At 72.5% G+C, this 12,549-nt stretch carries 10 protein-coding genes; 7 read left to right on the top strand and 3 right to left on the bottom strand.

What is annotated here, in order from left to right:
* Window position 1 precedes the first annotated feature (1 nt).
* From WA640_RS12510 to acnA, 3 genes are all read left to right on the top strand, one after another.
* Window positions 2-1,078, top strand: a complete 1,077-nt coding sequence (locus WA640_RS12510) for an isocitrate/isopropylmalate dehydrogenase family protein (RefSeq protein WP_335987999.1) — start codon at window positions 2-4, stop codon at window positions 1,076-1,078.
* A 41-nt stretch (window positions 1,079-1,119) separates the two neighbouring features.
* The gene (locus WA640_RS12505; RefSeq protein WP_335987998.1) at window positions 1,120-2,175 is read left to right on the top strand and encodes an Ldh family oxidoreductase; all 1,056 of its coding nucleotides are present in this window, start codon (window positions 1,120-1,122) and stop codon (window positions 2,173-2,175) included.
* Window positions 2,176-2,267: 92 nt separating this feature from the next.
* Window positions 2,268-4,757 (top strand): aconitate hydratase AcnA, encoded by a 2,490-nt coding sequence (gene acnA, locus WA640_RS12500; RefSeq protein ID WP_442904754.1) that lies wholly within the window; start codon window positions 2,268-2,270, stop codon window positions 4,755-4,757.
* On the opposite strand, the gene WA640_RS12495 is transcribed toward acnA, so the two are convergent.
* Entirely contained in the window at window positions 4,747-5,631 is an 885-nt protein-coding gene (locus WA640_RS12495) for an alpha/beta hydrolase fold domain-containing protein (RefSeq protein ID WP_335987996.1), read from the bottom strand. The two genes, acnA and WA640_RS12495, sit on opposite strands and share 11 nt — an antisense overlap.
* Window positions 5,632-5,707: 76 nt before the next feature.
* A complete protein-coding gene (locus tag WA640_RS12490) occupies window positions 5,708-6,451 on the bottom strand; it encodes an SDR family NAD(P)-dependent oxidoreductase (protein ID WP_335987994.1) in 744 nt (247 codons plus the stop codon).
* Window positions 6,452-6,520: 69 nt separating this feature from the next.
* Here WA640_RS12490 and WA640_RS12485 point away from each other — a divergent pair, with 69 nt between their 5' ends.
* From WA640_RS12485 to WA640_RS12470, 4 genes are all read left to right on the top strand, one after another.
* On the top strand, window positions 6,521-7,381 hold the full coding sequence (locus WA640_RS12485; protein WP_335987993.1) for a sigma-70 family RNA polymerase sigma factor: 861 nt from the start codon (window positions 6,521-6,523) through the stop codon (window positions 7,379-7,381).
* Between the two features lie 9 nt (window positions 7,382-7,390).
* Window positions 7,391-8,203 carry a thioesterase family protein gene (locus tag WA640_RS12480; RefSeq protein ID WP_335987992.1) on the top strand — a complete coding sequence of 271 codons (813 nt, stop codon included), beginning with the start codon at window positions 7,391-7,393 and terminating at the stop codon, window positions 8,201-8,203.
* A gap of 147 nt (window positions 8,204-8,350) precedes the next feature.
* The gene (locus tag WA640_RS12475; RefSeq protein WP_106363479.1) at window positions 8,351-9,277 is read left to right on the top strand and encodes an ABC transporter ATP-binding protein; all 927 of its coding nucleotides are present in this window, start codon (window positions 8,351-8,353) and stop codon (window positions 9,275-9,277) included.
* Entirely contained in the window at window positions 9,274-10,116 is an 843-nt protein-coding gene (locus tag WA640_RS12470; protein ID WP_335987989.1) for a hypothetical protein, read from the top strand. The genes WA640_RS12475 and WA640_RS12470 overlap by 4 nt, the downstream gene beginning before the upstream one ends.
* A 61-nt stretch (window positions 10,117-10,177) precedes the next feature.
* Here the strand turns inward: WA640_RS12470 and WA640_RS12465 are convergent, their stop codons facing one another.
* Window positions 10,178-12,487 (bottom strand): hypothetical protein, encoded by a 2,310-nt coding sequence (locus WA640_RS12465; protein WP_335987988.1) that lies wholly within the window; start codon window positions 12,485-12,487, stop codon window positions 10,178-10,180.
* Between the last annotated feature and the right edge of the window lie 62 nt (window positions 12,488-12,549).

Raw genomic sequence — 12,549 nt, 5'->3', positions numbered from 1 at the left:
CATGACCACGTCTTACGCACTCGGCGTCCTCCACGGCGACGGCATCGGGCCCGAGATCGTGCCCGCCGCGGTCGCCGCCGTCGACGCCGCCGCCTTGGCCGCGGGCCTCGCGCCCGTCGAATGGCGGGAGCTGCCGCTCGGCCTGGCCGCCATCGGATCCCACGGCACGGCCGTGCCCGAGAGCACCTTGGAGGCCCTCGAAGCGGTCGACGCGTGGCTGCTCGGCCCGCACGACTCCGCCGCCTACCCCGAGCCGCACCGCTCCCTCCTCAACCCCTCCGGCACCATCCGCAAGCGCTTCGACCTGTTCGCGAACATCAGGCCCGCCAAGGCGTTCGAGGGCGGCGACGCCGTCGTCCCCGGCACCGACCTCGTGATCGTCCGCGAGAACACGCAGGGCTTCTACGCCGACCGCTCCACCTACGCCGGGACCGGCGAGTTCATGCCCACCCCCGACACGGCGATCGCCATGGGCATCATCACCAGGCAGGCCGTCGAGCGCATCGCCCGCGAGGCGTTCGAGCTCGCGCGCACCCGCGGCAAGCGGGTCACCATCGTGCACAAGGCGAACGTGCTCAAGCTGACCACCGGCCTGTTCAAATCCGTGTGCCTGGAGGTCGGCGCCGCCTACCCCGACGTGGCCGTGGACGACTTCCACATCGACGCCATGACCGTCCACCTCGTGCGCCGCGCCCACGAGTTCGACGTCATCGTCACCGAGAACATGTTCGGCGACATCCTCTCCGACCTCGCCGGGGAGCTCGCCGGGTCCCTCGGCATCGCCCCCTCCATCAACGCGTCCGACACGAAGGCCATGGCCCAGGCCGCGCACGGGTCCGCGCCCGACATCGCCGGACGCGACCTCGCGAACCCGATCGCCATGATGCTGTCCTCCGCGATGCTCCTGCGCTGGCTCGCGGCCAAGCACGAGGACCCGCGGGCGCTCGACGCGGGCGACCGCCTCGAAGCCGGAGTCGAAGCGGCCGTTCGGGAAGGGGTCTCCACCGCCGACATGGGCGGCAGCGCGTCCACGACCGCGTTCACCGCCGCGGTCGTCGCCGCGATCGGGCGCGCCTGAATGACCGCTTCGCCCCGACCGCTCACCGAAGGGACCGTGCGATGAGCACCATTGACCCCGACCGCCTCACCGGGTTCGGCGCGGCCGTCCTCGCCGCGCTCGGCGTGCCCGAGGCCGACGCGCACCTGGTCGCCGCCAGCCTCACTGCCGCTGACCTGCAAGGCCACCCGTCGCACGGGATGCTTCGCCTCGGCTGGTACGCCGCCCGGCTCAAGTCCGGTGCCATGAAGGCCCGCACCGAGCCGGAGACCGTGGCCGACCTCGGCGCGGTCGCCGTGGTCGACGGGCACGACGGCATCGGGCAGGTCCTCGCCGACCACGCCTGCCGCCAGGCGGTCGAGCGCGCCGGGCGGCACGGCGTCGGCGTGGTCGCCGTCCGCGACTCCGGGCACTTCGGGACCGCCGCGTACTGGACGCGCCGCATCGCCGACGCCGGATGCGTCGGCATCCTCACCACCAACGGCAGCCCCGCGATGGCCCCGTGGGGCGGCCGCGACAAGACCGTGGGCGCGAACCCGTGGTCCATCGCGGTGCCCGGCGGGGAGCACGGGCCGGTCGTCCTCGACATCGCGAACACCCTCGTCGCGCGCGGCAAGATCTACGCCGCCCGCGAACGCGGCCAGGCGATCCCGGCGGACTGGGCCACCGATGCGACCGGCGCGCCGACCACCGACCCGACCGCGGCCATCGCCGGGACGCTGCTGCCGATGGCCGGGCACAAGGGGTACGCGATCGCGTTCATGATGGACATCCTCTCGGGGGTCCTCACCGGCTCCTCCTACGGCACCGGCGTCGCCGGTCCCTATGTGCCCGACGCGCGCAGCGGCTGCGGGCACCTCGTGCTCGCGATCCAGGTGGACGCGTTGATCGACCGCGGCGAGTTCGACCGGCGCATGGCCGACCTCATCGCGACGACGAAAGGCGTGGCGCCCGCACCCGGCGCCGAGGAGGTCGTCGTGCCCGGGGAGATCGAGGCCCGCAACGAGGCCCGCGGTCGCCGCGAAGGGGTCGCTTTGCCCGCCAAGACGATCGACGGCCTGCGGGCGCTCGCCGCCGACTGCGGCGTCCCGTTCACCCTCGAAGGAACCCGGCCGTGAACGCCCGCAACGGCTTCGACACCGAAGGCGAACTTGACGCGGGCGGCGCGAGGCGCCTGATCCACCGGATCGGGGGCCTCGCGCCCGCGGGGATGCCTTACAGCCTCCGGATCGTCCTGGAGAACCTGCTGCGCCACCGCGCCCCCGCCGACCAGGTCGAAGCGCTGCTGGCCTGGGAAGGGACCGGGACGGCGACCGCGGTGGACCTCCATCCGTCGCGGATCTTCCTGCACGACACCAACGGCGTCCCGGCCCTCGCCGACCTCGCCGCGATGCGCGACGCCGTCGCCGCCCGCGGCGGCGACCCCGGGCAGGTGAACCCGGTCATCCCCGCGGAGCTCGTGGTGGACCACTCGGTGATCGTGGACCACTTCGGGCGGCCTGATGCGCTGGCGCTCAACACGAAGCGCGAGTACGAGCGCAACGGCGATCGCTACCGGTTCCTCAAATGGGCCGAGGGCGCCTTCGACCGGTTCGCAGTCGTTCCGCCCGGGACCGGGATCATGCACCAGGTCAACCTGGAGCGCCTCGCGCGGGTCGTAGAGGACCGCGACGGATGGGCCTTCCCCGACCTGTGCCTGGGCACCGACTCCCACACCACGATGGTCAACGGCCTCGGCGTCCTCGGCTGGGGCATCGGCGGCATCGAGGCCGAGGCGGCGATGCTCGGCGAACCCGTGTCGATCCTCCTCCCCCAGGTGGTGGGCGTGCGCCTCACCGGCACGCTCCCGCCCGGATCGACCGCCACCGACCTGGTCCTGCACCTGACGGAGCTGATGCGCCGGCGCGGCGTGGTCGGGAAGTTCACCGAGTTCTCCGGGCCCGGCGTGGCCGCGCTCGGCGTGCCCGACCGGGCCACCATCGCGAACATGAGCCCCGAGTTCGGGTCCACCTGCGCGTACTTCCCCGTCGACGCCGAGACGATCCGCTACCTGCGCTTCACCGGCCGGCCCGAAGCGCAGCTGGACCTCATTGCGGCGTATGCGAAGGCGCAGGGCCTCTGGCACGACCCCGAACGCCCGCCGCAGTACGCGGAGACCCTCGACCTGGACCTGGGGACCGTCGTTCCCTCCCTAGCCGGGCCCCGCCGCCCGCAGGACCGGGTCCGGCTCGACCGCGCCCGCAGCCGCTTCCGCGAGGCCCTCGACCGGCCGTCCCGGCCCACGCCAGTGAACATCGGCGGCGATATATCCTCCATCGACAACGGGGCCGTGGCCATCGCCGCGATCACCTCCTGCACCAACACCTCCAACCCCGCGGTCATGGTCGCGGCCGGGCTCCTCGCCCGCAACGCCGACCGCCGCGGCCTGCGCCCCAAGCCGTGGGTCAAGACCAGCCTCTCCCCCGGCTCCCGCGTCGTGGTCGACTACCTCGCGAAGGCCGGGCTCACCGCGCACCTCGACGCGCTCGGCTTCCACCTCACCGGGTTCGGGTGCATGACCTGCATCGGCGCCTCCGGCGGGCTCATCCCCGCCGTCTCGCAAGCCGTTCGCGAGGGCGACCTGTCCGTCGCGGCCGTCCTGTCGGGCAACCGGAACTTCGAGGGCCGCATCAACCCCGAAGTGCGCATGAACTTCCTCGCCTCGCCGCCGCTGGTCGTCGCGTACGCCCTCGCCGGGACCATGGACGCCGACCTCGCGACCGAGCCGCTCTGCACCGATCCCGAAGGGGCGCCGGTGTTCCTGGCGGACCTGTGGCCGAGCCCCGAGGAGGTCCGCGCCGTCATCGCCGAGTCGATCGATCCCGGCATGTTCACCGAGGCGTACGCCGACGTCTTCGGCGGCGACGAGCGCTGGCGCTCCCTCGACGCGCCCGAGGGCGCGGTCTTCGCCTGGGACGCGGCCTCCGACTACCTGCGGCGACCACCCTACCTGGATGGCCTCTCCAAGGAACCGGAACCGGTGGGCGACATCGTGAACGCGCGGGTGCTGCTCCACCTGGGCGACACCGTCACCACCGACCACATGTCCCCGCCCGGGGCCATCGGGCCGGACACCGCGGCGGGCCGGCACCTCCGCGACCGCGGCGTCCCCGAAGGGGCGTTCAACACCTACGCCTCCCGCCGCGGCAACCACGAGGTCATGACCCGCGGCGCCTTCGCGAACGTGCGCCTGCGCAACCGCCTCGCCCCCGGCACGGAGGGCGGCTGGACCGTCCGCGACGGCGCGCAGGCCACCGTGTTCGACGCGGCCGCCGCCTACCGGGAGGCCGGGGTCCCGCTCATCGTCCTGGCGGGCGGGGAGTACGGCACGGGGTCCTCAAGGGACTGGGCGGCGAAGGGCCCGGCGCTGCTCGGCGTCAAGGCCGTCATCGCCGAGTCGTTCGAGCGCATCCACCGCTCCAACCTCGTCGGCATGGGCGTGCTCCCCCTCCAGTTCCTCCCCGGCGAGAACGCGGAGACCTTGGGGCTCACCGGCTTCGAGGCGTACACGATCAGCGGGACCGATAGCGGGACCGCGACTGTGCAAGCCGACGACGTCGAATTCCAGGTCACCGTGCGCCTCGACACCCCGCGCGAGGCCGCCTACCACCGGCACGGCGGCATCATGCCGTACGTGCTGCGGACCCGCTTCAGCCGTTGAGGCCCTTGGCGAGACTGAGCCCTTTTGAAAGGAAGTTGATCGACTCGTCGATCTCGGGCAGGTGCGGCGGGTGGTTCAGGTGCCCGTGCGTCATGCCCGGCGCGACCCACAGCTCGACCGGGACGCCCAGCTCCGCGAGCTGGCGCTCCAGCAGCTCCCCGGAGGCGCGCAGGTCGTCGTACTCGGAGACGAGGATGCGGGTCGCGGGCAGCCCGTCGAGCCGGGCCGCGCCCGGGAGGGCGTCGGCGGGCACGTCGCTGATGCGGCCCACGTAGTTGCGGACCATGCCCTCGACGCTCGCCGTGTCGAACCGGGCCGGGATCGCCGCCATCTCCGGGTACAGGCTCCAGTCGAGCGACGGGTTCGGGTAGTGCGCGAACGGGTAGGCCAGCAGCAGCGCATCCGCCGGCCGCGGCCCGATGTCCCTGGCGCGCAAGGCGGCCGAGATCGCCAGCGCGCCGCCCGCGCTGGCCCCGCCGATGCCGATCGGCCCGTCCGCGAACTCGTCCCGCCCGGCGAGCCAGGTCCAGGCGGCGTGCACGTCGTCGATCGGCACGGGGTAGCGGGTCCGCTCTCCGTCTGCGAGCCGGTAGTCCACGGAGACGACGAACGCCTGCGCGCGGCGGGCGAGTTCGACGGCGACGACGTGCCCTTCGGGCATGTCGAGGTCCCCGTGCGAGAACCCGCCGCCGTGGGCCCACAGGATCGCGCCGCTCAGGGCGCCTTCGGGCCGGTAGGTGCGGATCGGCACGGGTCCGTGCGGGCCTTCGACGGCCGTGTCCTCGATGGCGACGCCGCCGGTGTCCCACGCCGCGTCGGCGAAGGGCTCGCCCTCGCCGCTGAAGATGGCGGTGAAGTAGGGGTGGACCGGCATGGAGGCCTCCTCGGTTCGCTGGTGACCGTAGTCTGCCGCATCAGAGGCAATCGCTTCCATGCCGGTCCGGGTCGTCTCACCAGGCGACGTTGCCGAGGCGGTCGGAGAAGGTGCCGGTGGGGCCGTCGGCGCCGATGGTGGCGAGGCGGATGAACACGTCGGTGCCTTCGGTGACGGTGAGCGCGCCGCGGTGCATGTTCATGTCGGTGGCGGCGAACCTGCCGGTGCTGATCTCGCCGGGGGTGACGACGTTGAACTTGATGTCCGGGAACGCCTGGGCGTAGCGGACGGTGAGCATGTTCACGGCGGCTTTCGAAGTGCTGTAGGCGAGTTCGTGCATCTTGGAGACGGCCTGGTTCGGGTCGGTGACGACCGAGAAGGCACCGCCGCCGCTGGAGACGTTGACCACGCGCGGGTTTTCGGCAGCCTGGAGGAGCGGGAGGAACGCGTGGGTGACGCGGACCGTGCCGTACACGTTGACGTCGAACACCGGGTGGAGGTCGGCGACGGTGGCCTTCGACGGGTGGACGGCCGTGCCGGGCGCTCCGGCGTTGTTGACGAGGACGTCGAGGTGGTCGGTGTGCTCGCGGACGAGCCGTTCGGCGGCGGCGACCGATGCGTCGTCAGTGACGTCGAGCTGCACGAAGACCACGTCGATGCCGTCCGCGGCGAGCTTCTCGGCGGCGGCGCGGCCGCGGGCCTCGTCGCGGGCGCCGAGGAAGACCTTCCAGCCTTCGGCGCCGAGGCGGCGGGCGGTCTCCAGGCCGAGGCCCTTGTTGGCGCCGGTGACCAGAGCGGTTTGGGTGATCGGAGTTTCCATGGCTACCATCTGCTTCCTGTCGGGGTTGCTTCTACTGCTCTGACGGACGGCGGCGAAGGAACCAGACGGATGCGCGAAGAAAAAATCTCGGAATTCGAGTTCGAGGCCCACCGGCCCCATCTGCGGGCGGTGGCGTACCGGATGCTCGGCTCGCTCAGCGAGGCCGAGGACGCGGTGCAGGACGCCTGGTTGAAGGCGTCGCGCGCGGACGTCTCGGAGGTGGAGAACCTCGCGGGCTGGCTGACGACGGTGACGGGCCGGGTCTGCCTGGATCTGCTGCGCTCGCGCCAGTCGCGGCGCGAGGACCCCTTCGACGGCCAGGAGCCGCAGGTGCGGCTGGCGCGGCGGGTCGACCCCGAGGAGGAGGCGGTGCTCGCCGACTCGGTGGGGCTGGCGATGCTCGTGGTCCTCGACGCGCTGTCGCCGGTCGAGCGGCTCGCGTTCGTGCTCCACGACCTGTTCGCGGTGCCGTTCGCGGAGATCGCGCCGATCGTGGAGCGCAGCCCGGAGACGACGCAGCGGATCGCGAGCCGGGCCCGCCTGCGCGTCCGCGGCACGTCGAAAGTGGACGGCGACCTGGCGCGGCGGCACCGGGCGGTGGAGGCGTTCCTCCAGGCCGCCAGGGACGGCGAGTTCGCCACGCTCCTGACGCTCCTCGACCCGAGCGTCACGATGCGCCTCGACGACGCGGCGATCCGGCTCAGCAGCGGCACCCACCTGGTCGGCGCGCAGGCGGTCGCGGAGGCGTTCTCGGGCCAGGCGCGACTGGCGCGGGCGGTCCTGCTGGACGGCGAGGTCGCGGTGGCCGTGGTCCCGCGCGGCAACCTCCTCATGGTCTTCACGCTCCGCTTCGAGGGCGACCGCATCGCGGAGATCCGCGCCATCGGCGACGAGGCGGCGCTCACTGCGCTCGAACTCCACGTCCCCTAGATTCACTGCATGACCGAACAGCACGACGGCTACTTCGTCCGGCTCGACCAGAGCGGCGACTCCGCCCGGTTTCAGCCCGCGCCCCACACGGGCGGCGCCTGGAACGTCCGCGAGCAGCACATCAGCCCCATGAACGGGCTCATCGTCCACGAGGTCGAGCGGTTCTGCGCCCGGCGCGGGCCCGACGGGATGGCGGTGAGCCGCATCAGCGTCGACATCCTCGGGGTGCTGCCGCTGGACCCGTTCGAGGTCGAGGTGGCGGTGGTCCGGCCGGGACGCACGATCGAGCTCCTGGAGGCCACGGTGGTCTCGGGCGGGCGCGCGGCCGTGCGGGCGCGGGTGTGGCGGGCGGTCGCGCTCGACACCGAGAAGATCGCGGGCGGCGAGGACGCGCCGCTGCCGGGCCCGGAGACCGCGGCGCCCGTCGACCTCGAACGGGTCTGGCCGGGCGGGTACATCCGGTCCATCGAGGCCCGCCCGGTCGGCACGCCCGAGCCGGGGCGGGTCACCGCGTGGATCAAGGCGAAGGTCCCGGTCGCCGCGGGCGAGGACGCGAGCAGCCTCGCAAGGCTCGCCGGCCTGGTCGACACCGCGAACGGCGCCTCGGTGCGCGAGAGCCCCGAGGCGTGGCTTTTCCCGAACGTGGACCTCACGATCCACCTGTTCCGCCAGCCCGTCGGGCACTGGCTCGGCCTCGACACCACGGTCGTCTTCGGGCCCACCGGCCTGGGCACCACGTCCAGCGCCCTCCACGACACGACCGGGCATTTCGGGCACGCGCAGCAGACGCTCACCATCCGTCCAAGGCCCGCCTCAGCGTGAGCGCGTAGGCCCGGGTACGACCCAGGTACGACCCGGGCCCGCGAAAGACCCGCGTTCAGGCCCACGCGGTGAGAGGTTCCCGTCCGTAGCGTCGTTCCCATGAGGCCGCGAGCAGAACGCGGCGCTACAGGGAACGAGGGAACCGCGATGATCGAGGCACGCGAACTGACCAAACGCTACGGGGACAAGACCGTGGTCGACCGCCTGAGCTTCACCGTGAAGCCCGGCGAGGTCACCGGGTTCCTGGGCCCCAACGGGGCCGGGAAGTCCACGACCATGCGGATGGTCCTGGGCCTGGACGCCCCCACGGCCGGGACGGTCACCGTCAACGGCCGCGCCTACGCCGGGCACGGCGCCCCGCTCCACGAGATCGGCGCGCTCCTGGAGGCCAAGTCCGTCCACCCCGGCCGCTCCGCGGTCGGGCACCTGACGGCGCTCGCGCAGACTCACGGCATCGCCCGCAAGCGCGTCGACGAGGTCATCGAGCTCGCCGGGCTCGGCAGCGTCGCCCACAAGCGGGTCGGCGCGTTCTCCCTCGGCATGGGCCAGCGCCTCGGCATCGCCGCCGCGCTGCTCGGCGACCCGGAGGTCGTCATGCTCGACGAGCCGGTGAACGGCCTCGACCCCGAAGGGGTGCTGTGGATCAGGAACCTCCTGGCCGACCTGGCCGCGGAGGGCCGGGCGGTGCTCCTGTCGTCGCACCTGATGAGCGAGACCGCGCAGATCGCCGACCACCTCGTCATCATCGGCCGCGGGCGGCTGCTCGCCGACACCACGGTCGCGGACTTCGTGCGCGAGTCCGGTGCGGGCGCAGTGAAGGTGGCCTCGGACGAGGCCGCGAAGCTGCAGGCGCTCCTGGCCGGGCCCGACGTCGCGGTGACCGCCTCGAACGAGACGGAGCTGCTGGTGTCGGGGCTCGACGCCCGCGCGATCGGGCAGGTGGCGCTGCGCCACGGCGTGCCGCTGCACGAGCTGACGCCGCTCGGTGCCTCCCTGGAGGAGGCGTTCATGGACTTGACCACTGACGAGCTGGAGTACCGCAGTGCCCCGGCGGACGGAAGGAGCGCGCGATGACCATCGCACTCGAACGCCCCGCGGAGGGCGGCAATATCACTCGGACCCCGGTGAAGCCGGTGCGGTTCCGGCGGGTCCTGCTCTCGGAGGCCACGAAGTTCCGCACGATCAGGTCCACGTGGATCTGCCTCGCGCTCGGCCTGGTCCTGCTCGGACTGTTCGGCTCGATCGGCGCGTTCACGTACGACGGCGCCGGGGTCACCGACGGCCCGCCCGGCATCTCGGGGCGCCCGCTCGACGCGGTGAGCCTGGCGCTCATGGGCCTGTCGTTCGCGTCGCTCGTGGTCGGCGTGTTCGGGGTCCTGTCGACCGCGGGCGAGTACTCGACCGGCACGATCCGCTCGACGCTCGCCGCGGTGCCCAAGCGCCTCCCGGTCCTGTGGGCCAAGGCGATCCTGGCGGGCGGCGCGGTGTTCGCGATCAGCGCGGTCGGCGTGTTCGCGGCGTTCCTGATCGGCTCGGTCGGGCTCGACGGCGAGGCGATCTCCCTGTCGCTCACCGACGACGGCGTGCTGCGCGCGCTGTTCGGCGCGGCCCTGTACCTGGGGCTCGTGGCGGTGTTCGGGGTGGCGCTGGGCGCGCTGCTGCGGTCCCCGGCGGGCGGGATCGCCGCGCTGGTGAGCATCCTGCTCATCCTGCCGGGCCTGGCGATGCTGCTCCCCGACTCCTGGTACGACACGCTCAACCCGTACTTCCCGTCGAACGCGGGCGGCGCGGTCTACGCGCTCACCGAGACGTCGGACCGGCTCTCGCCGGGCGCGGGGATCGCGGTGTTCGCCGGGTGGGTGGCGGTGACGCTCGCCGCGGCGGCGTTCCGCCTGAAGAAGACCGACGTGTGATCGGGAGATAAGAGGGGCCGCCCCCGGGGAAACACTCCCCCGGGGGCGGCCTTTCTCGTTGTTACGCAGCGAGGTTCGCGGCGAGGTCGGTGCCGAGGAACAGGCGCGGGGCGCCGTCGAGTGTGACGGTGGCGCGGCCGTTCGACACGGGGACGGCGGCGCGCTGGCCGATGCAGTCGACGCGGGTCAGGGAGGTCCCGGCGGCCTTGACGGACAGGCCGGTCTTGGTGGGCCAGTGGTCCTCCCACACCTCGGGGGCGGGGAAGTTGCGGTCGGCCGGGTCGTGGTCGGGGTTGAGGATGTAGCCGTCGGCGCGGTGCCACAGGACGGCGGCTTCGCCTGCGGGCGTGTCGAACAGGAGGCCCTTCGCGAGCGGGTCGGCGAAGGTGAGCCGGCCGAGCGGGGTGGCCTGGTCGAGTTCCCTTGCGGCCGTGGCGTACGCGAGCAGCGAGGGCTTGGGGCTGGTGTCGCGGTTGACGAGCCCGAAGTGGTACTCGACGTTCTCGGGGTCGGCGACCTGCGGCTTGCCCAGCACGGAGTCGTGGAACTGGTACCAGCAGACGTTGCGGATGCCTTCGGCCTTCGCGAGCGCGAGGGTGAGGAAGACGTTCTCGGCGGCGGCCCGGTAGGTGTCGTTCCACCAGCCGTTGGGGCGGGTGCAGGCGTAGGCCTCGGTCAGCCAGATCTCCTTCTCGCCGTGGACGGCCATGATCGCCTGGAGGCGCCGCAGCCCGCCGAGGAAGTTCCAGTAGGTGCCGGTGGCGCCCGCGTCCCAGTCGTCGCCGTCGGGGATGTAGTCGGGCGTGAAGTTGCCGCGCCCGGGGTGGTAGGCGAACCCGTCGATGAGGTCCCAGCCGCCGCCCGCGATGAAGTTCTCGACCCACGGCTCGTCCATGCCCGCGAGGCCGTTGTTGAGGAGCTTGACGTCGGCGCCGATGGAGGCCGCGTAGTCGCGCACGGGCCGCAGCGCCTTGTGGATGTAGGCCTGGGCGGCGTCGCCGGTGTTGAAGGGCCGGTTGAGCTCGTTGCCGACCTCGAAGTACTCGGCCCCGGCGGCGACGGCCTTGTCGGTGTTGACCTGCGCCCACGCGGCCGCGGCGGCGTCGTCGACGGTGAGGTCGGGCTGGAGCTCGATGTTGTGGGCCATGCCGCGGGCGTCGAACTCGGCGGGCGGCAGGCCGGGCCCGCCGTCGTAGGCGATGCGCACGCGGTTGACGCCCGCGAGCTGCCACAGGTCCAGGAGCGCGTCCGCCGAGGGCACTTGGAGCCACGGGTAGTTCGCCATGCCGAACATGCTCTCGGACCCGGACTGGTAGGTGTGGGCGCCGAGGACGCCGATGTTGGTGCGCGCGAACGCCTCCTGGCCGCCGTAGGAGGCGATCACCTCGGCGGTGGCGATGCCCGCGGCCGGGGTCGGGACGCTGATGACGTGGTCCCACGTGCCGCCCGCCGGGACGGACCCGGTGAGGTTCCCGCCGGTCAGCTGGGTGCCGTTGAAGTCCTTGACCCACCAGTCGAGGTCGACGGCGCGGGTCGCGGCGGCGCCGTTGGCGACCTGGACGTGGATGCTCGCGGTCGCCCCCGCGGCGGCCCAGAGGTTGAACGGCTGCTCGGTCCAGATCTCGATGCCGAGGTCCTGGGCGGTGCCGATGGAGGCGGTCGCGGAGGGCCGCTTGTCGCTGAAGAAGAAGTCCGCGGTCGAGATGATCGAGCCGTCGGACTGGACGACGCCCGGGGCGTGGATCCAGGTGGCGTTGGTCCAGGCCTGCCGCGAGTCGGCGAGGAGGAACATGCCGTGGAGCGCGCCCCAGGTGGAGGCGTGGGCGATGCCCGTCGTGTGCTCGTAGGGGATGCCGCCGCCTGAGTCGCGGACCCATTCGGTGACGGGCACGTACGCGTCGGCCTCGGTGGGGGCCTGGATGGCGCGGCTGAAGAGGAACCCGTCGGGGATGAGGGTGGACGGGCCGGTGACGTGCCATTCGAGGTGCACGTGGTTGGTGGACACCGTGAAGTACCCGGCGACGGTGACGGCGCCCGCGGCGGCGGGCATCGTGTAGTCCATCCGGATCGCGGGGGTGCCGTCGGCGAGGGCGGTGAGGACCGGGGTGCCGCCGGTCGAGAGCTGGATGCCCGCCGCCGAGTCCTTGATCTGGAACTTCGAGCCCGCCGAGCGGGTGGTGCCGCTGCCGTCGCGGATCGCGAGGCGCCCGCCGACGGAGGCGAGGATGCTCACGCCGCCGGCGCTCAGGGTCACGTCGCCCTCGGCGGCCCAGGCTTCGACGGGGCTCGCTTCGGCCGCGAGCAGTACGCCCGCGGCGAAGGTGGCGCCGAGGAGGCCGCGCCGGGTCAACGCTGATCGGTCAGACGTCATCGTCTGTCTCCCATGCTGGTTCTGATAATTCGCATTATCTGCGAGTGCCGCTCATCGTGCCG

The sequence above is a fragment of the Glycomyces sp. MUSA5-2 genome, assembly GCF_037034145.1.
Lineage (GTDB): Bacteria > Actinomycetota > Actinomycetes > Mycobacteriales > Micromonosporaceae > Glycomyces > Glycomyces artemisiae.
The sequence above is the reverse complement of the archived record's forward strand: the minus strand, read 5'-3'. Positions and strand labels throughout refer to the sequence as shown.